Annotated in this window: 30 protein-coding genes; 26 read left to right on the forward strand and 4 right to left on the reverse strand. The window is 46.8% G+C overall.

Annotated features, from left to right (window positions below; genetic code table 11):
- Positions 1 to 70: 70 nt before the first annotated feature.
- Positions 71 to 1,027, forward strand: coding sequence for an AEC family transporter (locus ACH32G_RS06675; protein ID WP_016937625.1), 957 nt, complete (start codon positions 71 to 73; stop codon positions 1,025 to 1,027).
- 33 nt (positions 1,028 to 1,060) lie between these two features.
- Here the strand turns inward: ACH32G_RS06675 and racA are convergent, their stop codons facing one another.
- Positions 1,061 to 1,624: a chromosome-anchoring protein RacA gene (gene racA, locus ACH32G_RS06680; RefSeq protein WP_016937626.1), complete on the reverse strand. Its 564-nt coding sequence runs from the start codon at positions 1,622 to 1,624 to the stop codon at positions 1,061 to 1,063.
- 111 nt (positions 1,625 to 1,735) lie between these two features.
- Positions 1,736 to 2,119 (reverse strand): SMU1112c/YaeR family gloxylase I-like metalloprotein, encoded by a 384-nt coding sequence (gene gloA2 / locus ACH32G_RS06685; RefSeq protein ID WP_045926575.1) that lies wholly within the window; start codon positions 2,117 to 2,119, stop codon positions 1,736 to 1,738.
- A gap of 111 nt (positions 2,120 to 2,230) precedes the next feature.
- Between gloA2 and prfA the strand changes: the two genes are divergently transcribed.
- The 3 genes from prfA to ACH32G_RS06700 all read left to right on the forward strand — a co-directional run bounded on the left by prfA (position 2,231) and on the right by ACH32G_RS06700 (position 4,512).
- Positions 2,231 to 3,301 (forward strand): peptide chain release factor 1, encoded by a 1,071-nt coding sequence (prfA, locus tag ACH32G_RS06690; protein WP_029575294.1) that lies wholly within the window; start codon positions 2,231 to 2,233, stop codon positions 3,299 to 3,301.
- A gap of 1 nt (position 3,302) precedes the next feature.
- Positions 3,303 to 4,163, forward strand: a complete 861-nt coding sequence (gene prmC / locus ACH32G_RS06695; RefSeq protein ID WP_016937629.1) for a peptide chain release factor N(5)-glutamine methyltransferase — start codon at positions 3,303 to 3,305, stop codon at positions 4,161 to 4,163.
- A gap of 70 nt (positions 4,164 to 4,233) precedes the next feature.
- Positions 4,234 to 4,512, forward strand: coding sequence for a DUF5316 family protein (locus ACH32G_RS06700; protein WP_029575295.1), 279 nt, complete (start codon positions 4,234 to 4,236; stop codon positions 4,510 to 4,512).
- Here the strand turns inward: ACH32G_RS06700 and ACH32G_RS06705 are convergent.
- Positions 4,499 to 4,873 carry a UPF0715 family protein gene (locus tag ACH32G_RS06705; RefSeq protein ID WP_045926574.1) on the reverse strand — a complete coding sequence of 125 codons (375 nt, stop codon included), beginning with the start codon at positions 4,871 to 4,873 and terminating at the stop codon, positions 4,499 to 4,501. The genes ACH32G_RS06700 and ACH32G_RS06705 overlap by 14 nt on opposite strands.
- A gap of 159 nt (positions 4,874 to 5,032) precedes the next feature.
- Between ACH32G_RS06705 and spoIIR the strand changes: the two genes are divergently transcribed.
- The 18 genes from spoIIR (at position 5,033) to ACH32G_RS06795 (ending at position 19,212) form a co-directional block, all read left to right on the forward strand.
- Entirely contained in the window at positions 5,033 to 5,713 is a 681-nt protein-coding gene (gene spoIIR / locus ACH32G_RS06710) for a stage II sporulation protein R (RefSeq protein ID WP_016937632.1), read from the forward strand.
- Between the two features lie 72 nt (positions 5,714 to 5,785).
- The gene (locus ACH32G_RS06715; RefSeq protein WP_029575296.1) at positions 5,786 to 6,229 is read left to right on the forward strand and encodes a hypothetical protein; all 444 of its coding nucleotides are present in this window, start codon (positions 5,786 to 5,788) and stop codon (positions 6,227 to 6,229) included.
- A 156-nt stretch (positions 6,230 to 6,385) separates the two neighbouring features.
- Positions 6,386 to 7,426: an L-threonylcarbamoyladenylate synthase gene (locus ACH32G_RS06720; RefSeq protein ID WP_047475864.1), complete on the forward strand. Its 1,041-nt coding sequence runs from the start codon at positions 6,386 to 6,388 to the stop codon at positions 7,424 to 7,426.
- 69 nt (positions 7,427 to 7,495) lie between these two features.
- A complete protein-coding gene (locus tag ACH32G_RS06725) occupies positions 7,496 to 8,053 on the forward strand; it encodes a manganese efflux pump MntP (RefSeq protein WP_016937635.1) in 558 nt (185 codons plus the stop codon).
- A 73-nt stretch (positions 8,054 to 8,126) separates the two neighbouring features.
- A complete protein-coding gene (locus ACH32G_RS06730) occupies positions 8,127 to 8,582 on the forward strand; it encodes a low molecular weight protein arginine phosphatase (RefSeq protein WP_047475863.1) in 456 nt (151 codons plus the stop codon).
- Positions 8,583 to 8,713: 131 nt separating this feature from the next.
- Positions 8,714 to 9,163, forward strand: coding sequence for a ribose 5-phosphate isomerase B (gene rpiB / locus ACH32G_RS06735; RefSeq protein WP_016937637.1), 450 nt, complete (start codon positions 8,714 to 8,716; stop codon positions 9,161 to 9,163).
- 13 nt (positions 9,164 to 9,176) lie between these two features.
- Entirely contained in the window at positions 9,177 to 9,719 is a 543-nt protein-coding gene (locus ACH32G_RS06740) for a TIGR01440 family protein (protein ID WP_448814135.1), read from the forward strand.
- A 147-nt stretch (positions 9,720 to 9,866) separates the two neighbouring features.
- Complete coding sequence (gene glyA / locus ACH32G_RS06745) at positions 9,867 to 11,114, forward strand: serine hydroxymethyltransferase (protein WP_045927139.1); 1,248 nt, start codon at positions 9,867 to 9,869, stop codon at positions 11,112 to 11,114.
- 135 nt (positions 11,115 to 11,249) lie between these two features.
- Entirely contained in the window at positions 11,250 to 11,879 is a 630-nt protein-coding gene (gene upp / locus ACH32G_RS06750) for a uracil phosphoribosyltransferase (protein ID WP_016937640.1), read from the forward strand.
- Between the two features lie 419 nt (positions 11,880 to 12,298).
- Positions 12,299 to 12,682 carry an ATP synthase subunit I gene (atpI, locus tag ACH32G_RS06755; RefSeq protein ID WP_013353910.1) on the forward strand — a complete coding sequence of 128 codons (384 nt, stop codon included), beginning with the start codon at positions 12,299 to 12,301 and terminating at the stop codon, positions 12,680 to 12,682.
- A 7-nt stretch (positions 12,683 to 12,689) separates the two neighbouring features.
- Positions 12,690 to 13,424 carry a F0F1 ATP synthase subunit A gene (atpB, locus tag ACH32G_RS06760; RefSeq protein WP_016937643.1) on the forward strand — a complete coding sequence of 245 codons (735 nt, stop codon included), beginning with the start codon at positions 12,690 to 12,692 and terminating at the stop codon, positions 13,422 to 13,424.
- Between the two features lie 46 nt (positions 13,425 to 13,470).
- A complete protein-coding gene (gene atpE, locus ACH32G_RS06765; RefSeq protein ID WP_003151167.1) occupies positions 13,471 to 13,683 on the forward strand; it encodes a F0F1 ATP synthase subunit C in 213 nt (70 codons plus the stop codon).
- A 141-nt stretch (positions 13,684 to 13,824) separates the two neighbouring features.
- Positions 13,825 to 14,337: a F0F1 ATP synthase subunit B gene (atpF, locus tag ACH32G_RS06770; protein ID WP_016937644.1), complete on the forward strand. Its 513-nt coding sequence runs from the start codon at positions 13,825 to 13,827 to the stop codon at positions 14,335 to 14,337.
- Entirely contained in the window at positions 14,334 to 14,879 is a 546-nt protein-coding gene (locus ACH32G_RS06775; protein ID WP_003151169.1) for a F0F1 ATP synthase subunit delta, read from the forward strand. Before atpF ends, ACH32G_RS06775 begins: the two co-directional genes overlap by 4 nt.
- Positions 14,880 to 14,895: 16 nt before the next feature.
- Positions 14,896 to 16,404: a F0F1 ATP synthase subunit alpha gene (gene atpA, locus ACH32G_RS06780; RefSeq protein ID WP_016937645.1), complete on the forward strand. Its 1,509-nt coding sequence runs from the start codon at positions 14,896 to 14,898 to the stop codon at positions 16,402 to 16,404.
- A 75-nt stretch (positions 16,405 to 16,479) separates the two neighbouring features.
- The gene (gene atpG / locus ACH32G_RS06785) at positions 16,480 to 17,343 is read left to right on the forward strand and encodes an ATP synthase F1 subunit gamma (protein WP_003151172.1); all 864 of its coding nucleotides are present in this window, start codon (positions 16,480 to 16,482) and stop codon (positions 17,341 to 17,343) included.
- 25 nt (positions 17,344 to 17,368) lie between these two features.
- A complete protein-coding gene (atpD, locus tag ACH32G_RS06790; RefSeq protein ID WP_016937646.1) occupies positions 17,369 to 18,790 on the forward strand; it encodes a F0F1 ATP synthase subunit beta in 1,422 nt (473 codons plus the stop codon).
- Between the two features lie 23 nt (positions 18,791 to 18,813).
- Complete coding sequence (locus tag ACH32G_RS06795) at positions 18,814 to 19,212, forward strand: F0F1 ATP synthase subunit epsilon (RefSeq protein WP_013353907.1); 399 nt, start codon at positions 18,814 to 18,816, stop codon at positions 19,210 to 19,212.
- A 44-nt stretch (positions 19,213 to 19,256) separates the two neighbouring features.
- Here ACH32G_RS06795 and ACH32G_RS06800 read toward each other — a convergent pair whose 3' ends face one another.
- A complete protein-coding gene (locus ACH32G_RS06800) occupies positions 19,257 to 19,727 on the reverse strand; it encodes a hypothetical protein (RefSeq protein WP_045927227.1) in 471 nt (156 codons plus the stop codon).
- 172 nt (positions 19,728 to 19,899) lie between these two features.
- Here ACH32G_RS06800 and ACH32G_RS06805 point away from each other — a divergent pair, with 172 nt between their 5' ends.
- The 4 genes from ACH32G_RS06805 (at position 19,900) to spoIID (ending at position 23,590) form a co-directional block, all read left to right on the forward strand.
- Positions 19,900 to 20,130: a DUF1146 family protein gene (locus ACH32G_RS06805; RefSeq protein ID WP_007614366.1), complete on the forward strand. Its 231-nt coding sequence runs from the start codon at positions 19,900 to 19,902 to the stop codon at positions 20,128 to 20,130.
- Between the two features lie 141 nt (positions 20,131 to 20,271).
- A complete protein-coding gene (locus ACH32G_RS06810; protein WP_095241200.1) occupies positions 20,272 to 21,012 on the forward strand; it encodes a YwmB family TATA-box binding protein in 741 nt (246 codons plus the stop codon).
- 33 nt (positions 21,013 to 21,045) lie between these two features.
- Positions 21,046 to 22,356, forward strand: coding sequence for a UDP-N-acetylglucosamine 1-carboxyvinyltransferase (gene murA, locus ACH32G_RS06815; protein WP_016937650.1), 1,311 nt, complete (start codon positions 21,046 to 21,048; stop codon positions 22,354 to 22,356).
- 202 nt (positions 22,357 to 22,558) lie between these two features.
- The gene (gene spoIID / locus ACH32G_RS06820) at positions 22,559 to 23,590 is read left to right on the forward strand and encodes a stage II sporulation protein D (RefSeq protein ID WP_188154346.1); all 1,032 of its coding nucleotides are present in this window, start codon (positions 22,559 to 22,561) and stop codon (positions 23,588 to 23,590) included.
- The last annotated feature ends 43 nt before the right edge of the window (positions 23,591 to 23,633 follow it).

A 23,633-nucleotide genomic window follows, 5' to 3' on the forward strand; every position in this document is an offset into this window, starting at 1 on the left:
TACAGTCCGAGGGAAAGCTTTTATATAAAGGCTAAAGTATACGGACATTAAGGATTTGGAGGAGAATATTTTGAGCTTCTTAGATATTTTAATCCTCCTGGCACCGATCTTTTTCGTGATCGTGCTGGGTTGGTTCGCAGGTCGCTTCGGAAGTTATGACGCGAAGTCAGCAAAAGGGGTAAGTACCTTAGTTACGAAGTACGCGCTTCCGGCGCATTTTATCGCCAGTATTTTAACCACTTCAAGAAGTGCGTTTTTAACACAGGTTCCTTTAATGATCGCTTTGATCATCGGGATCGTCGGATTCTATATCGTCATTCTGCTGGTTTGTAAATTCATCTTTAAGTATGATTTAACGAACTCATCTGTATTTTCTTTAAACTCAGCACAGCCGACATTTGCATTTATGGGTATTCCTGTACTCGGAAGCTTATTCGGCGCAAACGAAGTAGCGATTCCTATTGCCGTAACGGGTATCGTGGTTAACGCTATGCTTGATCCGATTGCGATCATTATCGCTACTGTCGGTGAGTCATCTAAGAAGCAAGACAGTGAAAATGAGAATTTCTGGAAAATGACTGGTAAGTCTATTCTTCACGGTCTTTCCGAACCGCTTGCGGCTGCACCGCTCATCAGTATCATCCTTGTGCTGTTCGGTGTAAGTCTTCCTGAGCTCGGCGATAAAATGCTTGAGCAGCTCGGAAGCACAACATCAGGTGTTGCGCTCTTCGCCGTCGGTGTAACTGTCGGTATCCGCAACATCAAGCTCAGTGTGCCGGCTTTCGGTATCGCTTTGTTAAAAGTTGCCGTTCAGCCTGCACTGATGTACTTGATCGCTCTTGCAGTCGGACTTCCGGCTGACCAGATCACAAAAGCGGTATTGCTTGTTGCATTCCCTGGATCTGCGGTAGCGGCGATGATTGCCACACGTTTCGAAAAACAAGAGGAAGAAACTGCGTCTGCGTTCGTGATCAGTGCGATTTTATCTCTAATCTCACTGCCGATCATCATTGCGCTGACTGCATAATGAAAAGCTCCCTGCTTCAGGGAGCTTTTTTAATTAGAATTGAAATTTAAAAGGCGAAAATCTCGTTTTTTTTCTGGGTTTCTTATGTTCTGAAGAAGCGGCTGTTTCTGAGAGGGGAGCTGTCTGGGCAAGTTCCTGGATGCGGGAGGCCAATGTCTGCAATTCGGCATTGAGGTCGTCGATTTCCCGTCTGTGCTGTAGAAGCTGATAAGACACACCTTCATCCGCCTTTTGTTTGAGCTGGCGTTCCAGCTCAGCTATTCTTGATAGCAGTTGGTTCCCGTCCTGTTTCTCTTTCGTGAGAATATCCAGTTTACGTTCCAGCTCTGCCAACCTTTGTTCGGCGCCGCCGCTGGTTTTCGGCCGCTGCAAAATAAAGCCCGTCCGTTTTTTCGGCTGCCGGGGCACTTGCACGTCCAGCAGAGCAGTGCCTTCAGAAATTTGCCGTTTGACCGATTTCAGTACATCAAGGTCCTCAGGCGTAAAGGAATAATGCCCGAGCTCATTTCGTTCAGCCGGAAGATTCAGCTGCTTGACCCACCTTTGCACCGTTTTTGCGGAGACACCGAGTTCTTTCGCGGCCATGTTTGTATTCATGATCACATACCTCCTTTTTAGCTAGGTATTCGACCATGAGGCGGCGTTCCCTTCATGTTAGACAAAACAAGAAGGAATTCGCCAAAGAAAGCAACATTTCTTCAAAAAACGTTACGCTTCATACAATTCCAGCGGAAGCTTGTCGGGATCGAAGAAAAAGGTAAAGCGTTTCCCCGTCAGCGGATCGGTTCTGACCGGTTCTGTGTCGATGCCCTTTTCCTTTAACTCCCTGACAGCCGCTTCAAGATCGTTTACAGTGAAGGCGAGGTGCCGGAGACCTGCTGCTTCAGGACGGGTCGGCCGCTCGGGCGGATCGGGAAAGGAAAACAATTCAATCACATATGTGCCGTCCAGCGCCAGATCGAGTTTATAAGACCCGCGCTCCTTTCGATAGGTTTCTTTTATAATGCCGAAACCGAGCGTTTCGGTGTAAAAAGCTTTCGACTTTTCATAATCAGAGCATATGATTGCTATATGGTGGATGGATTTCAGCATATCCGCTCCTCCTTTTTTGTTTCAGTATAGCAGAGGCCGATTGCTTTTGACTGGTGATAAGCCCTATACTATAATGAGAATGTTACGCACAGGAAAACAGAGGTGAAGACCGTGTTAGACCGTTTACAGTCAATTGAACAACGATACGAAAAATTAAATGAGCTTTTAAGTGATCCGGAAGTGGTCAACGATCCGAAAAAGCTTAGAGAATATTCGAAAGAGCAATCTGATATACAGGAAACTGTTGAAGTCTATAGACAATACAGAGACGCATCAGAACAGCTTGCCGATGCGAAAGCAATGCTTGAGGATAAGCTTGATGCCGATATGAGAGAAATGGTGAAGGAAGAAATCTCCGAGCTGCAGGGAGAGACCGAAACCTTATCAGAGCGTTTGAAAGTGCTCCTCATCCCGAAAGACCCGAACGATGACAAAAACGTAATCATGGAGATCCGCGGCGCAGCGGGCGGAGAAGAAGCCGCGCTGTTTGCGGGAAATCTCTACAGAATGTACTCCCGCTATGCCGAAATCCAAGGCTGGAAGACCGAAGTCATGGAAGCAAACGTGACCGGAACGGGCGGTTACAAGGAAATCATCTTTATGATTACGGGAAAAGGCGCGTACTCCAAGCTGAAGTATGAGAATGGGGCGCACCGCGTGCAGCGGGTGCCGGAAACGGAATCAGGCGGCCGCATTCATACGTCTACGGCGACGGTGGCGTGTCTTCCGGAAGCGGAAGAAGTAGAAGTGGACATCCATGAAAAGGATATCCGCGTCGATACATTCGCATCAAGCGGACCGGGCGGACAGAGCGTAAACACGACAATGTCGGCCGTACGCCTGACGCATTTGCCGACGGGTGTCGTCGTATCCTGTCAGGATGAAAAATCTCAGATTAAAAACAAAGAAAAAGCGATGAAGGTGCTCCGCGCCAGAATCTATGACAAATTCCAGCAGGAAGCCCAGGCTGAATATGATCAGACACGCAAATCAGCCGTCGGTTCAGGCGACCGTTCTGAACGTATCCGCACATACAATTTCCCGCAAAACCGTGTGACGGATCACCGCATCGGACTGACGATTCAAAAGCTGGACCAAATCCTTGAAGGGAAGCTTGATGAAGTGGTTGAAGCGTTAATCGTAGAAGACCAGTCAAGCAAGCTCCAGCAGGCGGAAAATTAAGATGAAGACCATTTTTGAAGCCCTAAGCTGGGCTTCTTCTTATTTAACCGAAGCGGGAAGAGAAAAAAACGCGGCCGAGCTGCTGCTGTTAAATGATACGGGAATGGATCGGAGCAAGCTTCTCGCAAGTCTGCAGGAGCCTGTCGGCGAGGATGAGCTATACCGTTTCAGACGGCATGTGGAAATGCATAAAGAAGGCATTCCGATTCAATATATTATCGGGAAAGAACAGTTTTACGGCAGGGAATTCTTTGTGAATGACGATGTTCTCATTCCGCGTCCGGAAACGGAAGAAGTCGTCTTTCATCTGCTGGACAGACAGAAGCGGGTGTTTTCTGAGGGAGAACGCCTGAATGTAATTGATATCGGAACGGGGAGCGGAGCCATTGCAGTGACGCTTGCGCTTGAATGCGGACATTTTTCAGTATCGGCTTCGGACATTTCAAAAGAAGCGCTTCAGGTGGCGGAAAGAAATGCGCAAAACCTCGGAGCGGACGTCCGCTTTTTGCAGGGAGATCTGTTGACTCCTTTTATTTCATCAGGAATAAAATCGGATATTATTGTGTCCAACCCGCCGTATATTTCTGAAGAAGAGATGGCGGAGTTATCCGATATCGTCCGTTTTCATGAGCCGCTTCATGCTCTTACGGACGGCGGAGACGGTTTAAAATTCTACAAGCGGTTTATGGAGGAGCTGCCTCTTGTCATGAAAGATAAAGCGCTTGTCGTCTTTGAAATCGGATATAATCAGGGAAAAGCCGTGAAAGACCTGTTCCGTCATTCCTTTCCGAATGCGGAAGTGGAAGTCATAAAGGACATCAATGGAAAAGACAGAACCGTATCCGCGGTCATCACATCATGAAAAAAGCCTGCCGGTGACGCACACGGCAGGCTTTTGTTACAATGGAAAGAAAATGAAAGGGGTATCCGCCTTGAAAAAAGCATTTGCTTTCGGATGTATACTGGCCGCCGCAGCTTATGCGGCGGGGTTTGTTCTGCCGTTTGGCTTTGACGGCATTTTCGGTGCCGTTACGGCCGTTCTTATCATCACAGCGATCATCGTTTCCGGGTTGGCCGTAAGCGGAGCAGAACAGCGGGCCAATTATCATTCTGAAACAAAAGAAGGCCGGCACGCCCGTTTAAAGATGGCAGCCGTTTTCTTTTGCGCCGCTCTGCCTTCAGCCGTCTGTCTGCTGATTACGCTTCTGTAGCCGGACTTTGTCTTTGCAGCAATACGGAATCCCACACCCAATAGACGGCGGCTGTTAAAACCGCAAAAATATAAAAGGCCGAATTAGAAAACAGAGATTGGCCTGACGGCTGCAACAGACCGAAGATGATCCCGTTTGCGACAAATGACGTTCCTAAATAATAAAGGAAATAAAGCGGATGGAATCTCTTCGGCTTTTTATTCAAAAAGTATTGAAGCGGCAGCGCAAAAATCAAATAGGGAAACAAAAAATAAAATGCCATCGAAATGAAAGCCGCGAAAATAAATTGATGAACATACAAAATAGAATAAATGACAGACATACATGCCGCCGACAGCAGCACGGTGTAATTATATTTCATCTAAAACCCTCCTATCAAAATAATATCGTACCATATTCTGAGTCTGTCAATGCAGATTATCAGCTTGCTAGATTTTTTTCTTCCCGCCGGTTTAAACCTTTTCGGTCATGTCCATAATGAGACTAGATAAAAAAGCACGGAGAGGAACGGTGGGGACCGATGAAACAGACAATGATGATCTGCATATATATTTTTCTTTTATTATCAGGAGCGCTTGCGGGCTTGACGAAAGAAGAAACGGCACGGGCGTCAGCCAATGAGCCCGTTGTCATACCGGATGAAGCGATACGGCTTCGGATCTTAGCCAACAGTGATAAAGATGAGGATCAAAAGCTCAAGCGCCAGATCAGAGATGCTGTAAACAAGGAAATCACAGGCTGGGTGAAAGATATCACTTCTATTGAAGAAGCGCGGCGGCTCATCCGTTCAAAGCTTCCTGAAATTAAAGAAATCGCCAAACAAACAATGAAAGAAAAAGGTGCGCATCAATCCGTTTCAGTTGAATTCAATAAAATTTCGTTTCCGACAAAGCTTTACGGCAATATGGTCTATCCGGCCGGAAAATATGAAGCGATTTTAATTACCCTCGGCAATGGCGAGGGCGCCAACTGGTGGTGCGTCTTGTTTCCGCCGCTGTGCTTCCTTGATTTCTCAAACGGTGAAGCGGTGAAAGATCAGGAAGACGGCGGACAGAAGCAGGAAGAAACGAAAAAACAGACAGAAAAAGTGATGGATGACGTCAAAGCGAAAGCTGATAAAGCGAAGAAAGAAAATAAAGATGACGATGATACAGAAGTGAAGTTTTTCCTCGTCGATTGGATTTCAGATCTGTTTTCCTGAAGCAAAAAGGCATAAATCCGGATTCGATTCATAGATTGGAAGAAAGAGTTGATCGAAACGGAGGGGAAAGATATGTTTTATCAGCTGAGAGTGGCAAGAGATCAAGATACGGAGGCGCTGGAGGCCTTTTTGAAAAAGGCTGATACGGCACATGCGGAAATCGATCAGCAGATCAGCCGGTTTATCATGCTGGAGGACAGTGAGAAAGAGATTGCCGCCTGTCTCGGGATCGAAAAATTCAGCGGCGGAAAAGGGCTTCTCCGTTCACTCGTTATGTCGGACAGGCTGAACCAAAGCCATATCGTTACGCTGTTTCAAAGTATGGATGTGCTGTGCAAAAAACATGAAATTCAAGATGTCTACTTAGTCGCCAATCAGCCCTCATCTGCTGAATTTCTGAGTGTGATGGGATTTGAAGAATGCGCCGATGTGCCTGATGAACTGTATACGTCCGAGCATTTCCGCAATTCGTTATGCACAGAAGGTTCGTTTTTGATGGTGAAAACCTCTGCATAACCTCACTTATGCACAAAGTTATCCACTTATCGAAAAGTGTTGTCCACAGTTTGTGGATAACACTTGTTTTATTAAAGGACATCTTTTATACTTTCAAAAGGAATACATGAGAGAAAATAAAGTTTTACCGCTTTAAAATAAGGAGTTTGGTTATACATGAAAACAAGAAGATGGTTTGTGGATTCTTCCGCAAAATTATCCACAACCGATCCCCAGATTACACAAGCCGCGGAATTGCTCCGGCAGAATGAAGTTGTGGCTTTTCCGACAGAAACCGTTTACGGACTGGGCGCTAACGCTGAAAATACGGAAGCCGTAACGAAAATTTATGAGGCGAAAGGAAGGCCGAGCGATAATCCGCTGATTGTGCATATATCTGACATCAGCCAGCTTGATCGTTTTATCAGCCATATTCCTGAAACGGCGAAAAAGCTCATGACGCTTTTTTGGCCGGGCGCGCTGACTCTGGTCTTGCCGTGTAAGCCCGGCGTGCTGTCCCCCCGTGTCACCGCGGGACTTGAGACGGTAGCGGTCAGAATGCCTGATCATCCGGTGGCGTTAGCCCTCATCAGTTCGGCCGGACTGCCGATCGCAGCGCCGAGCGCCAATTTATCAGGAAAACCGAGCCCGACGAAGGCCGAGCATGTGGCTCATGATTTAAACGGCCGCATTGCCGGCATTGTGGACGGCGGAGCGACCGGAATCGGAGTGGAATCAACTGTTCTGTCCTGTACGGGGAAACAGCCCGTGCTGCTTCGTCCGGGCGGCGTGACAAAAGAACAGATTGAATCCGCAGCCGGTCCGGTTCTTGTGGATAAAGGGCTGACCGAAGAAGATCAGGTTCCTATTTCTCCCGGTATGAAATATACACACTATGCGCCTTCTGCGCCGATGGCTATTGCCGACGGCGGCGCTCTGAGAATTCAAGAGCTGGCTGACGAATATAAAAGCCGGGGAAAACGGATCGGCATTCTGACAACAGAGGAGAATGCCGATAGGTACGAGGCTGATTTTATTAAGGTATGCGGCCGGCGCGCCGACCTTGAAACAGTGGCGTCCGCCTTGTACGATGCGCTCCGCAGCTTTGATGATGCAAAAGTGGATATGATTATTTCTGAATCCTTTCCGGACACCGGAGTGGGACTCGCCATTATGAACAGGCTGATGAAGGCTGCGGGCGGCACCGTTATCCATTAACTTGTTCTACCCCTTTTCGGACATGCATAAGCTAAACAAGCGGGCACGTCCAAGGGGGTTTTTTATTTCATGTCGAATCTATTCATCGGGGAGCTTGTCTCCTTAAGCATCATGGCATTTGCTTTGGGGACGGATGCTTTTTCCGTCGGGCTCGGAATGGGAATGATTCAGCTGAAGAAAAAACAAATCTTTCATATAGGAATTGTCATCGGGCTGTTTCATGTCATCATGCCGCTGGCAGGAATGGCGGCCGGGCATCTGCTGTCCGGTTTTCTGGGGATGCTTGCCGTTTACATCGGCGGGTCTCTTCTTTTCATTTTAGGAGTGCAAATGATCATCGCTTCGTTTAAACAATCGGACGGGCCGCTCATATCTCCGGCAGGCTCGGGACTGTTCTTATTCGCGGTCGGTGTCAGTCTTGACAGTTTTTCTGTCGGGCTCAGCCTCGGGATGAACGGCTCCAACCCGATGCTGGCCGTTGCGCTGTTCGGAATCTTCAGCACCGTTTTAACATGGGCGGGGCTCTTGGCCGGAAGAAAGGTGCAATCATGGCTCGGCTCCTACAGCGAAGCCCTCGGCGGAGCCATTTTGATCGGATTCGGGCTGAAACTGCTTTTACCGATATAGGGCTGAGTAAAAAAGAAACGAAGATGCCGTTTCTTTTTTCTTCATTTATAATAGGCAGTAAGAGGTGACGGATATGAAAATAATCTTTGTTTGTACAGGCAATACGTGCCGCAGTCCCATGGCTGAGGCTCTTTTCAAATCCATTGCAGTAACGAAAGGGCTGGACGTCAGCGCAAGCTCTGCCGGAGTATTCGCGTCCCCGAACGGAAAAGCGTCGGCTCATGCCGTGGAAGCGCTGTTTGAAAAACGGATCGCTCTCAATCACAGTTCATCTCCCTTAACGGAAGAACATATCGAGACGGCCGATCTGGTGCTGACGATGACCGAACAGCATAAACAGCTGATCGAAAGCCGATATCGAAACAGTCATGGTAAAGTATTTACCATTAAAGAATACGTAACGGGAAAAAGCGGCGATATTTCTGACCCGTTCGGCGGTCCGCTTGATGTTTATAAAAGGACGCGGGACGAACTGGAGGAACTGCTGACCCTTTTGGCTGACCAATTGCTTGACGGAAAAAGCAAGTAATCTGTCAGAAAATCTGCAAACAGGTCATTTGCAAAACGAATATGAAAGAGTAGAATAAAATCAACGGATTTCGTAAAAAAGGACAAGCACACTGGGCTGTCTTCGCCCAGCCACACCTAGGAGGTAAATGAATGAAAGTAGCTATTGCGTCAGATCACGGCGGCGTCCATATCCGCGAAGAAATCAAAAGTCTGCTGGATGAATTGCAGATTGAATACATTGATATGGGCTGTGAATGCGGCAGCGGTTCTGTTGATTATTCTGACTACGCTTTTCCGGTAGCGGAAAAAGTGGTGAACGGTGAAGTTGACAGGGGAATTTTAATTTGCGGCACAGGCATCGGCATGAGCATTTCCGCAAACAAGGTAAAAGGAATACGCTGTGCGCTTGCGCATGACACCTTCAGCGCAAAAGCGACGCGGGAACACAATGATACGAATGTTCTTGCGATGGGGGAACGCGTCATCGGCCCGGGTCTGGCGCGCGAAATCGCAAAAATCTGGCTGACGACTGAATTTACGGGCGGCCGCCACGAACGGCGGATCGGCAAAATCGCAGATTACGAAGAAAAAAATCTGTAAGAGGTGCTGGACAATGGAAGAGATGAAGCGAAAATGGACGGACATGCTGACTGAATTTCAAGAACAGGCCGAACTTAAGGGCGGCAGTCTGCTGGTCATCGGGTGCAGTACGAGTGAAGCCGCCGGAAGCCGGATCGGCACCGCGGGGAGCGGCGATTGGGCTGAATTGATTTACGGCGGACTTGCCCGGTTCAAGGAAAAAACGGGTGTTCATCTTGCTTTTCAATGCTGCGAGCATTTAAACAGGGCGCTTGTCATTGAGGCGGAAACGGCCGAGCGGTTCAGGCTCCCCATCGTTTCAGCCGTCCCCGTCCCGAAAGCGGGCGGAGCGATGGCTTCATATGCATACCGGCAGATGCAATCTCCCGTGCTCGCTGAATCGATTCAGGCTGACGCCGGAATTGACATCGGTGATACGTTCATCGGCATGCATTTAAAACCCGTTGCCGTCCCTGTCCGGATATCAAGCCGTGAGCTCGGAGAAGCGCATGTGACGATGGCCCGGACAAGGCCGAAGCTGATCGGCGGAATTCGCGCCGTTTATGAATGCGAATGATGAAAATGCTTTTCCTATATAATGTTCGTGTTTTCCAATTAAATATTGTGTTTTTTTTAAATAAGCTGTTACATTCACCTGAAAAACCATGTACAATAAGGGTGGTAAAAATAAAGAACAGGAAACGGATAGGAGAGGATTTCGCTGATGAAACATTTACCTGCACAAGATCAACAAGTGTTTAACGCCATTAAAAATGAGCGTAAGCGTCAACAGACTAATATCGAATTAATTGCTTCTGAAAACTTCGTGACGGAAGCGGTAATGGAAGCGCAAGGCTCTGTTTTAACAAACAAATATGCTGAAGGCTACCCCGGCAAACGCTACTACGGCGGCTGTGAGCACGTTGATGTCGTCGAGGACATCGCCCGCGACCGCGCGAAAGAGATTTTCGGAGCTGAGCATGTAAACGTTCAGCCGCACTCAGGCGCTCAGGCGAACATGGCTGTTTACTTCACGATTTTAGAGCACGGCGACACGGTGCTCGGGATGAACCTCTCCCACGGCGGCCACTTAACACACGGAAGCCCGGTTAATTTCAGCGGCGTTCAATACAACTTTGTTGAATACGGTGTCGATAAAGACACGCAATATATAGATTATGAAGATGTGCGTGAAAAAGCGCTGGCGCATAAGCCGAAACTGATCGTTGCCGGAGCGAGCGCGTATCCCCGCACGATCGACTTTAAAAAATTCCGCGAAATCGCTGATGAAGTCGGCGCTTACTTCATGGTCGACATGGCGCACATCGCGGGTCTTGTCGCGGCCGGCCTTCATCCGAATCCGGTTCCTTACGCTGACTTTGTAACGACAACGACTCACAAAACACTTCGCGGACCGCGCGGAGGAATGATCCTTTGCCGTGAAGAGTTCGGCAAAAAGATTGATAAATCCATTTTTCCGGGCATCCAAGGCGGACCGCTTATGCATGTCATCGCGGCCAAAGCCGTTTCTTTCGGGGAAGTGCTTGAAGATGATTTCAAAACATATGCGCAAAACGTCATCTCGAACGCGAAGCGTCTTGCTGAATCTCTGACCAAAGAGGGCATTCAGCTCGTATCAGGCGGAACGGATAACCACCTCGTGCTTGTCGACCTCCGTTCTCTCGGTCTGACCGGAAAAGTCGCTGAACATGTTCTTGATGAAATCGGCATTACATCTAATAAAAACGCGATCCCTTATGATCCGGAAAAACCGTTTGTCACAAGCGGAATCCGTCTCGGTACGGCAGCTGTGACAAGCCGCGGATTTGACGGTGACGCACTTGAAGAAGTCGGCGCCATCATCGGCCTTGCGCTGAAAAATCATGAAGACAAAGCAAAGCTTGAAGAAGCAAGACAGCGCGTATCTGCCTTGACTGAAAAGTTTCCTTTATATAAAGAACTGGACTATTAATAAGGAAGAAATCCGCCGGAAGCCTAATCCGGCGGGTTTTTTTTATGATTTTCTTGAAACTGTTTGTCTTTTTCTGTAGAATCAATAGAAGTGTGAAAAAGTTACTCGGACAACAAAAAAGGAGCTGAACACAGTATGGGAAAGGTTTACGTATTTGATCATCCTTTAATCCAGCATAAGCTGACATATATTCGGAATGAAAATACAGGCACAAAGGATTTCAGAGACCTTGTGGACGAAGTTGCATCACTGATGGCGTTTGAAATTACACGTGATCTTCCTCTTAAAGAAGTGGAAGTGAAAACACCTGTTCAAACAGCGACATCCAAAGTGATTTCAGGGAAGAAACTCGGTATCGTGCCGATCCTGAGAGCGGGTCTCGGAATGGTTGACGGCATGCTGAAATTAATCCCTGCGGCCAAAGTGGGACATGTCGGATTATACCGTGATCCGGAAACCTTAAAACCGGTGGAATACTATGTTAAGCTTCCTTCTGATGTGGAAGAACGTGATTTTATTGTCGTGGACCCGATGCTTGCAACGGGAGGCTCTGCGGTTGAAGCAATAAACAGCCTGAAAAAACGCGGGGCGAGAAACATTCGTTTCATGTGTCTCGTAGCGGCTCCTGAAGGCGTGGAAGAGCTGCAGAAACACCATTCAGACGTTGATATTTACATCGCGGCCCTGGATGAAAAGCTGAATGAAAAAGGCTATATCGTTCCGGGTCTCGGTGACGCGGGTGACAGACTGTACGGAACAAAATAAATCGGAAAACCTCATTCAGAGGTTTTCTTTTTTTATCCAAATTTTTGCTGAAAGGGGAGAGTTCATACATTTATAGGTGAATTTGTGAACATTCTGTGTATGCTTCCGGTATAAAAAGTTTTTTAACTTTAAACAGATTGACACATGTTAGGGGCTATTGTATGCTAAACGAGGGTATTATGAGAAGGTTTTCATTCCTTTCATTTCTAGTATCCATCCTCATTTTAAATCCTCCAAAAAAACCCGTTATATGAGGATTTATCTAAGCGAATGAAACAGCATCCCGCATCAGGAGGATGAGTGGTTTTTTCGAACAGGCCGTTTTTTTGCGGGACAAAAAAGGCCTTCTGCAAAGGGTTAACCGCATGTATGCCGTATCCAGGAATTATATTACTTTTTCATCAGGAGACAGATAGTTGATGGACGATCCCAATCTTACATTCAGCAGACAACGGAGATATGTATTTGTGATCTTGGCAATCTATTTGCTGGGATATGGTCTTACGGCGTATAAAACTGTTTTTCTAGGCCTCTTTTTGGGAACTGTTTTCAGTTTGTTTAATCTGTGGCTCTTGACCAGAAGAATGAATGCTTTTGACAAGGCCGTAGCGAAAGGAAAGTCCATACGATCACTCGGGAGCGCAGCGCGTTGGTGCAATGCGATACTTGCGATGGCTATCGCCTTTAAATATCCCGACAAAGTCAGTGTGGCAAGTGTGATTATTGGATTAATGACAATTTATCCCGTCATTATGATAGATTCCATTATTCAGCTCAAACGTTCATCAATGGAAGAGAGGTGAAAACCCATTGAATCACGATTACAGAACTATTGATTTGTATGGTCTTACTTTTAATCTGACAAACATTCTGATGATTACTGTGGCAAGTGTGATTGTGCTGCTGATTGCGATTCTTACTACGAGAACGCTGTCCATCCGTCCGGGAAAAGCCCAGAACTTCATGGAATGGATTGTTGATTTTGTCCGCAATATTATAGGCAGTACAATGGATTTAAAGACAGGGGCTAACTTCTTGGCGCTTGGTGTAACCTTGCTGATGTACATATTTGTATCAAATATGCTGGGGCTGCCGTTTTCTGTAACGGTCGGACACGAGCTTTGGTGGAAATCACCGACGGCTGATCCGGCTATTACTCTGACTCTAGCCGTTATGGTCGTGTCATTAACACACTATTACGGCGTGAAGATGAAAGGTTTGAAGGAATATTCTAAGGATTACCTCAGACCGGTTCCGCTTATGTTCCCGATGAAGATCATTGAGGAGTTTGCGAATACGCTGACACTCGGACTTCGTCTTTACGGTAACATTTTCGCCGGGGAAATTCTTCTTGGCCTTCTTGCAAATCTGGCGACGAATTTCTACTCAAACAGTTTCTTTCTCGGTTTGGTCGGCACAGTCGGAGCCATTATTCCGATGCTTGCATGGCAGGCGTTCAGCTTGTTCATCGGTACCATCCAGGCATTTATCTTTACGATGCTGACGATGGTGTACATGTCACACAAAATCAGTCATGATCATTAAAATCATATATCCAATTCGGATAACATTTTAAAGGAGGAACTTTTTCATGAATTTAATAGCAGCTGCGATTGCAATCGGTTTAGGTGCACTTGGTGCAGGTATTGGTAACGGTTTGATTGTTTCACGTACGGTAGAGGGAATTGCCCGTCAGCCGGAAGCAGGAAAAGAACTTAGAACTCTTATGTTCATGGGTATCGCATTGGTTGAGGCCCTTCCAATTATCGCTGTCGTTATCGCGTTCTTAGCGTTCTTTGGCTAAGCATAAAAGCCTTATATGAACTAAAAATGGCGAAGATCACTCTAAGAGAACCTTCGCCATTGCTTTATGTCTGATAAGCAGGCCGTCTTGAAACGGCTTTTATCAGCAGAGAAAACCTGCAGAAGGGAGTTGCCGTAGTAGATGTCTCAATTACCTCTTGAATTAGGACTGTCGTTTAACGGCGGAGATATCCTATTCCAATTGTTAGCTATGTTAGTTTTATTAGCGCTTCTCAAGAAATTCGCTCTTGGACCGCTATTAAATATAATGAAACAGCGTGAAGATCATATCACCGGCGAAATTACGTCCGCTGAAGAAAGAAATAAAGAAGCGCAGAAGCTGATTGAAGAGCAGCGCGTTCTTTTAAAAGAAGCGAAACAGGAATCACAATCACTCATTGAAAATGCGAAAAAACTGGGTGAAAAGCAGAAGGAAGACATTATCCAGGCTGCGCGCGCCGAGTCTGAAAGATTAAAAGAAGCGGCGAGAACCGAAATTGTCAAAGAAAAAGAACAAGCGGTTTCCGCACTTCGCGAGCAAGTCGCATCACTTTCTGTCTTAATCGCATCGAAAGTGATCGAAAAAGAGCTTGATGAACAAGCCCAGGAGAAACTGATTCAGGACTATCTTAAAGAGGTAGGAGAGAGCCGATGAGTGGATCTGCTGTCTCTAAACGATACGCGTCAGCGCTTTTCGACATTGCCGTTGAGACTTCTCAAATCAATGAAATCGAAGAAGAGCTTACCGTACTAAAAGAAGTTTTCCGGAACGAAGCCGGATTACAGGAAGTGCTAAGCCATCCGAAGGTATCGGCTGCTAAGAAAAAAGAGCTGATTCAGCAATCGTTCGGCGCACTGTCTGAGTCTGTGCTGCATACGATTTTTCTTCTGATTGACCGCCGCCGGTCTTCGATTGTGCCTGATCTCACAGACGAGTTTATCAAACTTGCCAATCAGGCCCGCCAGACGGAGGATGCGGTTGTTTATTCAGTAAAACCGCTGTCAGAAGCGGAAATGTTATCATTATCTCAAGTGTTTGCAAAAAAAGCCGGAATCGCTTCGCTCAGAATCAGAAATGAAGTGCAGACGGATTTAATAGGCGGCATTAAAGTCCGCATTGGAAACCGGATTTATGACGGAAGCGTGAGCGGAAAGCTTGAGCGCATGGAACGTCAACTTGCCGGAGGAAATCGATAGAAGGGGTGAAACCTAAGTGAGCATCAAAGCTGAAGAGATTAGCACGCTGATAAAGCAGCAAATTCAAAATTACCAATCTGAAATTGAAGTTCATGACGTAGGTACAGTCATCCAAGTCGGAGACGGTATTGCGCGTGTGCACGGCCTTGACAATTGTATGGCCGGTGAACTTGTTGAGTTTTCAAACGGCGTTTTGGGTATGGCTCAAAACCTTGAAGAATCCAACGTAGGTATCGTTATCTTAGGACCTTACAGAGATATCCGTGAAGGTGATGAGGTCAAAAGAACGGGCCGCATCATGGAAGTTCCTGTAGGTGAAGAATTAATCGGACGTATCGTCAACCCGCTCGGACAGCCGGTAGACGGAATGGGCCCGATTCTGACAAGCAAAACCCGCCCGATCGAAAGCCAGGCACCAGGCGTAATGGACCGTAAATCGGTACATGAGCCGCTGCAAACGGGTATCAAAGCGATCGACGCGTTAATTCCGATCGGCCGCGGACAGCGTGAGCTGATTATCGGGGACCGTCAGACAGGTAAAACATCTGTTGCGATTGATACAATCTTAAACCAAAAAGACCAAGACATGATCTGTGTGTATGTAGCGATCGGTCAAAAAGAATCTACAGTACGCGGCGTGGTGGAAACACTTCGTAAGCATGGCGCGCTTGATTACACGATTGTCGTGACGGCGTCTGCTTCACAGCCGGCTCCGCTTCTTTACCTTGCACCGTATGCAGGGGTGACAATGGGTGAAGAATTCATGTACAACGGCAAGCACGTTCTCGTCGTATATGATGATTTATCCAAACAAGCGGCCGCTTACCGTGAGCTGTCATTGCTTCTTCGCCGTCCGCCGGGCCGTGAAGCATTCCCTGGGGATGTATTCTATCTTCACTCCCGTCTGCTTGAGCGCGCAGCCAAGCTGAGTGACGCTAAAGGCGCAGGATCAATTACGGCGCTGCCGTTCGTCGAAACACAAGCAGGAGATATCTCCGCTTATATCCCGACAAACGTCATTTCCATTACTGACGGACAGATTTTCCTTCAATCCGACTTATTCTTCTCAGGCGTGCGTCCTGCGATCAATGCCGGATTATCCGTATCCCGCGTCGGCGGATCAGCCCAAATCAAAGCGATGAAGAAGGTAGCGGGAACATTGCGTCTTGACCTTGCTTCATACCGTGAACTTGAAGCATTCGCCCAATTCGGATCTGATCTTGACCAGGCGACTCAGGCGAAACTGAACCGCGGTGCGCGTACAGTTGAAGTGCTGAAACAAGACTTGAATAAGCCGCTTCCGGTTGAAAAACAGGTAGCCATTCTTTATGCGCTGACAAAAGGATATCTTGATGATATTCCGGTTGCGGATATCAGACGTTTTGAAGAAGAGTACTACATGTACCTTGATCAAAACCATAAAGATCTGCTTGACGGCATTGCGAAAACAGGAAACCTTCCTGCTGATGAAGACTTCAAAGCTGCAATCGAAGGCTTCAAACGCACATTTGCACCAAGCAACTAACCCTTAGAAGATGAGAGAAAAAGGTTCTCTTTTTCTCTCTTTTTACGCAAATGAAGAATAAAGGTGGTGAAATCTTTGGCCTCATTACGCGATATTAAGTCAAGGATCACGTCAACGAAAAAAACAAGCCAGATTACAAAAGCCATGCAGATGGTATCCGCTGCGAAGCTGAACCGTGCGGAAACCAACGCGAAGTCATTTGCTCCGTATATGGATAAGATCCAGGAGGTTGTGTTTAACGTCGGAAAAGGCGCGAAAAACGCGAAACACCCGATGCTTGTCTCAAGAGAAGTGAAAAAGACGGCGTATCTCGTCATTACGTCTGACCGCGGGCTTGCGGGTGCGTTTAACAGTTCGGTTTTGCGAAACGCTTACCGCACCATTCAAGAACGCCATCAGTCTAAAGATGAATACACGGTGATTGCAATCGGCAGAGTCGGCCGCGATTTCTTTAAAAAACGGGAAATGCCGATTTTGTCTGAGTTAGTAGGGCTTGGCGACGAGGTCACTTTTGCTCAGATTAAGGATTTGACCCGTCAGACGGTTCAAATGTTTATCGACGGCGCTTTTGATGAACTGCATTTGGTGTATAACCATTTCGTCAGTGCGATTTCACAGGAAGTGACGGAGAAAAAAGTGCTGCCTTTAACGGATTTCGGAACGAGCGGCGGGAAGCGCACGGCTTCTTACGAGTTCGAACCGGATGAAGAAGAGGTGCTCGAAGTGCTGCTTCCTCAATATGCGGAAAGCTTAATTTACGGCGCGCTTCTTGACAGTAAAGCAAGTGAACACGCTGCGAGAATGACAGCGATGAAAAATGCGACTGATAATGCGAAAGAACTCATTGATTCACTTTCGCTTTCATATAACCGCGCGCGTCAAGCGGCGATTACACAAGAAATTACCGAAATTGTCGGCGGTGCAGCCGCTTTAGAATAGAAAGATTTTGTCAGGAGGGATAGCGATGAAGAAAGGACGCGTAAGTCAGGTGCTTGGACCGGTTGTCGACGTACGTTTCGAGGACGGCCACTTGCCTGCGATTTATAATGCGATTAAAGTTTCACAGCCAGCTACAGGCGAAAATGAAGTAGGCATCGATCTAACGCTAGAGGTTGCTCTTCATTTAGGCGATGATACAGTCCGTACAATTGCCATGGCATCTACGGACGGAATTCAGCGCGGAATGGAAGCAGTTGATACAGGTGCTCCGATTTCCGTTCCTGTCGGTGATGTGACTCTCGGACGCGTATTTAACGTACTGGGAGATAAAATTGATTTAAATGAACCGCTGCCTGCGGATGCTCAAAAGGACCCGATCCACAGATCAGCTCCTTCATTCGATCAGCTTTCAACTGAGGTTGAAATTCTTGAAACGGGAATTAAGGTCGTTGACCTGCTCGCTCCTTACATCAAGGGCGGTAAAATCGGATTGTTCGGCGGTGCCGGTGTAGGTAAAACCGTATTAATCCAGGAATTAATCAACAACATCGCGCAAGAGCACGGCGGTATTTCCGTATTCGCCGGTGTAGGAGAGCGTACTCGTGAAGGGAACGACCTTTTCTACGAAATGAGCGATTCAGGCGTTATCAAGAAAACAGCCATGGTCTTCGGACAAATGAACGAGCCGCCGGGCGCACGTATGCGTGTAGCACTGACTGGTCTTACAATGGCTGAGCATTTCCGTGATAAACAAGGACAGGACGTACTGTTCTTTATCGATAACATTTTCCGTTTCACACAAGCGGGTTCAGAGGTTTCCGCGCTTCTCGGCCGTATGCCTTCTGCGGTTGGTTATCAGCCGACGCTTGCGACAGAAATGGGTCAGCTTCAAGAGCGTATTACGTCTACAAACGTTGGTTCAGTTACATCTATCCAGGCGATCTACGTGCCTGCCGATGACTATACTGATCCGGCTCCGGCGACGACGTTCGCTCACTTGGACGCAACGACTAACCTTGAGCGTAAATTAACTGAAATGGGTATCTACCCTGCGGTTGATCCGCTGGCTTCCACTTCCCGCGCGCTTGCTCCGGAAATTGTCGGAGAAGAGCATTATGCGGTGGCGCGTGAAGTTCAGTCAACGCTTCAGCGTTACAAAGAACTGCAGGATATTATCGCAATTCTCGGTATGGATGAATTGGGTGAAGAAGACAAGCTTGTCGTTCACCGCGCACGCCGTATCCAGTTCTTCCTTTCTCAAAACTTCCACGTAGCTGAGCAGTTTACGGGACAAAAGGGTTCTTACGTGCCTGTTAAAGAAACAGTTAAAGGCTTTAAAGAAATCCTTTCCGGTAAATATGACCATCTTCCGGAAGATGCATTCCGTCTTGTGGGACGCATTGAAGAAGTCATTGAGAATGCAAAAGAGATGGGTGTAGAAGTTTAATCTGGTCCTAGGAGGGTAAAAGCATGAAGACCGTTAAAGTCAATATCGTTACTCCCGACGGCCCAGTATATGATGCTGATATTGAAATGGTAAGCGTAAGAGCCGAGAGCGGTGATCTCGGTATCTTGCCGGGCCATATTCCGACCGTGGCTCCGCTTAAAATCGGCGCTGTCCGCCTTAAAAAAGACGGACAGACCGACTTGGCGGCTGTCAGCGGCGGATTTTTAGAAGTCCGTCCTGATCAGGTCACTATCCTTGCACAAGCCGCTGAAACTGCGGACAGCATTGATAAAGAGCGCGCCCTTGCTGCGAAAAAGCGGGCGGAAGACCGTTTGAACAAACGATCAGATGATACTGACATTCGTCGGGCTGAGCTTGCGTTACAGCGGGCTGTAAACAGATTGGATGTTGCAGGAAACTAAAAAAGAATCCTTCTCGGCTGTCTGAGAAGGATTCTTTTTCTATATTAACGCATAAGAGATTCATAGACGCCGATAAGCGGATGATCCTCTTCTTTTTGCAGATATAAATGTTCACAGCAGTTGTCGGTGTGCCACGTTTTGTTTCCTCTTCGCACGCCCGTCGTATAGGCGCCGTCCGTATACGGATAAGGTTTAACGATCCATTCGGCATCGTCATGGTGTCTAATGGCGCAATCAATGACATACACACTGAGCATTTTCTCAAATTCGTCAATCGGCAGATTCCAGTCCGCCAATAGCAGCTCTTTTATGCTGCGGAAGTAGAGAGCTTCTAATTTCTTCAGGCTTCCGTGTGAATAATCAAGAGAAATGTTGAAAAACTGACATAATTCTTTCAGTTCCTCTGTTTGAGACTGTCTATAATCATAGTAGAATGCTATCGCTTCCCACTCGTGGTCAAATACGGGCAGTGATTCTCCATACTGCTTTTCCGGATGAAAAAAGGAATGATTCATATTCCCATCTCCTTTCCAAAAAAGTATACCATGCGGGAGAACGGACATTTAAGCGGGGATTGCCCCTAATTTTGGATAAAAATTCTGCTGTGAAAATGATCATCTTTCTCTTTTCTTCTTATATAATAAGAGAGGATATGAGGGGCGGAAAAAATGAAAGGAGATGGAATGTGTGAATGTATTGGGGCAGCAGGCCGCAATCAGCATTCTGGTTCATCTGGTATGCATTGCGGTGACATGGTGGGCGCTACAGGCCGTCAACTTTGATCCGCTGATCCGAAAAGGAAAAATAGTGCAGGCAAGGCTGCTGATTATTCTTCTTACCATTGCGATCGGAACGGCAGTCGCTGACTTCTTTTTAGATTATCTTACCTATTCGAAGCAGCTTCCATACTTGTTTTAAGGTGTTTCGTCAGTTGAAATGAAGGGAATCGCTGGGGGAGAAACCAATTTTTCTTCACCCGTTTGGCGAGTTTTGACGAAGTTTTCCATGTATCGCTTTCCCCGGCTCCGGCAAAAATGGGAGTAAGGGGGAGAGATCGATATGAAGAAAAAAAGAGCAGGCCGTATCATCTTGATTTTTGTTTTTTTAAGCGCCTTAATTGCGGTATTTCATTCCATTCATGCAAGTGAGCTGTCTCCGCTTGCCCAGATTGCCGAAGGAATGGAGCGGCAGCATGTCACTGTAGATGAGTGGACGCTTCATGCGAAAGAAAATCTGAACCTGTCACTGAGTGAATTTGATGACAAGGTGAAAGAACTGAAGACGCAGAATCCGCAATATCAGTGGGAAACCGCTCAAGAAGATAAAATTGTAAAGGCTGTCGGCACGTATTCTGACAAAAAAAATCATACAACTTTTAAACTGCAGCTCGTCACTACCCTCAAAAACCAGAACCCAACTTCGTATTTATTATATGAGCAAATGAGCCCGGAGCAACCGGAAAACTGGAATGATACATATGAACAGTTTGAACGGCAGGCACATGACATATTTCAAAATAAAGTATTTATTTTTACTTGTCTAAAGGGTCATTTAAATGATAATATGAGTATTGTTTTGCAAAAAAAAGCAGAACAGCTCATGAAAGAATTTGAAGCAAGTCCAGTTGAACATGTAGTTGAGCCTCATTTCGTTTCTGTTTCTGCATTTACATATAAGTGGACAGATTACATCATGACATCTAAACATAAGATGAATGTGCAAATTGCGCTTAGAAGTGCGGGAATGGGCGAAAAACATACCGTTACGGTTGGCACACCAATCGTGACAACTGAATATTAATATAGAGAATATAGGGACGCGGAGGGGAATACCTTGGAAAAAATCATCGTCCGCGGCGGTCAGAAGTTAAACGGCACAGTGAAAGTTGAAGGAGCAAAAAATGCCGTTTTACCTGTTATCGCTGCATCTTTATTAGCAAGTGAAGAAAAAAGCGTAATATGTGATGTACCTACGCTCTCCGATGTATATACAATTAATGAAGTGTTGCGTCATTTAGGAGCAGATGTGCATTTTGAGAATAATGAAGTTACGGTAAACGCTTCTTACGCTTTAGAAACAGAAGCACCTTTTGAATATGTGCGTAAAATGCGCGCGTCAGTGCTTGTAATGGGCCCTCTATTAGCCCGTACGGGTCATTCAAGAGTAGCGCTTCCGGGCGGCTGCGCTATCGGTTCAAGACCGATTGACCAGCATTTAAAAGGCTTTGAAGCAATGGGTGCAAAAATCAAAGTAGGCAACGGCTTTATTGAAGCGGAAGTGGAAGGCCGTCTGCAGGGCGCAAAAATCTATTTAGATTTCCCAAGTGTGGGTGCGACAGAAAACTTGATTATGGCAGCTGCATTAGCTGAAGGAACAACAACGCTTGAAAACGTGGCAAAAGAGCCTGAAATCGTTGACTTAGCGAACTATATCAATGCAATGGGCGGAAAAATCCGCGGAGCCGGCACAGGCACCATTAAAATTGAAGGTGTCGAGAAGCTTCGCGGCGTAAGACACAATATCATTCCTGACCGTATTGAAGCGGGTACTTTCATGGTGGCTGCGGCTATTACGGAAGGAAATGTATTAGTAAAAGGTGCCGTTCCTGAGCATCTTACGTCTTTAATTGCGAAGATGGAAGAAATGGGAGTCAAAATTACGGATGAAGGAGAAGGCCTTCGTGTCATCGGCCCTGCCCAGCTGAAGCCGATCGACATCAAAACGATGCCTCACCCCGGATTCCCGACTGATATGCAGTCGCAAATGATGGCGCTCCTTCTCCGTGCGAGCGGAACAAGCATGATTACTGAAACTGTGTTTGAAAACCGTTTTATGCATGCTGAAGAATTCCGCCGGATGAATGGCGACATTAAAATTGAAGGACGTTCTGTGATCATTAACGGTCCTGTACAGCTGCAAGGCGCAGAAGTTGCCGCTACGGACCTGCGTGCGGGCGCGGCGCTGATTCTTGCGGGATTAGTGGCTGAAGGTCATACACGCGTTACGGAACTGAAGCACTTGGATCGCGGTTATGTGGATTTCCATAAAAAACTTGCGGCTCTCGGCGCTGACATCGAGCGTGTCGTTGATGAAACGGCCGCTGAACAAGAAAGCAAAGAAGCCGTTACTGACTTAAACGCATAAAGGTTATAAAAACAGTATGTCAATCTGGCATACTGTTTTTTTTATAGGGTTTATCATCATTATTATGCTCTGATTTTCAAAAAAGAATACGTTTTTGGCGTGAAAAATCGAATAAAGATTCTGTCCAAAAGGAAGTCATATTAGCTTGTCCCTGCCCATAAGATGAAGTAGAGTCGAATCCCAAGCAGGAGGCAGCTGATATATGAAACCCATTGTATTTCTACTATCCGGGCTATGTGTACTTATTCTTCTTGTTCCCACCATTCTCGTTCTTCCGTTTCAGGCAGAAAAAGGAGCGGCTGCGAACAAAGAGCCCGGACACAAAACAGCACACACCATACGAGAGACAAAAGGAGCAGAAACATTGAAAGAATCACCTGTATCCATTCCGGTTTATCGGACATCCAAACATTCTGTAGAGAACATTCCGCTTGAAGAGTACGTGACCGGAGTTGTAGCTTCCGAAATGCCCGTTGACTTTAAACCGGAGGCCTTAAAAGCCCAGGCGCTCGCTGCCCGGACATTCATTGTCAGACTGATGGTCGCTGACTCAGCCGTTCAGGCGCCTAAAGGATCGCTGGTGGATGACACACAGATGTTCCAAGTCTATCAAAGCAAGAGCCAGCTGAAAAAAGAATGGGGTTCTGAGTACGCACAAAACCTTAAGAAAATCACAAACGCGGTGGCCGGCACCCAAGGAAAGATTTTAACGTATGACAACAAACCGATTGAGGCATCTTTTTTCTCTACAAGCAACGGCTATACGGAAAATGCGGAAGCCTATTGGACAAGCGCCATTCCTTATTTAAAGAGTGTGAAAAGCCCTTGGGATAAGAAATCGCCTAAATATCTCGCCACCCAGACCTTCAGTGTGTCTGAGTTTCAGCAGAAGCTCGGCGTGCAGCTTTCAGGACAAAGCACGGTGGGGCAGATTACGGCCAGAACACCGGGGCATCAAGTGGCGACGGCCGTCATAAACGGCAAGAAGCTGAAGGGCAGAGACATCCGGGAAAAACTCGGACTCCGCTCTGCCGACTTTGAATGGAAACGAAACGGGAGCAGCATCACCATTACGACAAAGGGGTTCGGCCATGGCGTGGGTATGAGCCAGTACGGAGCCAATTACATGGCGGAGCAGGGAAAATCCGTGGCGGACATCGTCAAGCATTACTATCAGGGAGTGAACATTTCCGAGGCCGCTTCATTTTTAAACAAATATATGGCGAAAAAGTAGACGCTGTCATCAGCGTCTTTTTTTCGGAAAACTATTCCATAAA

Source organism: Bacillus sp. CIS52, from assembly GCF_053545315.1.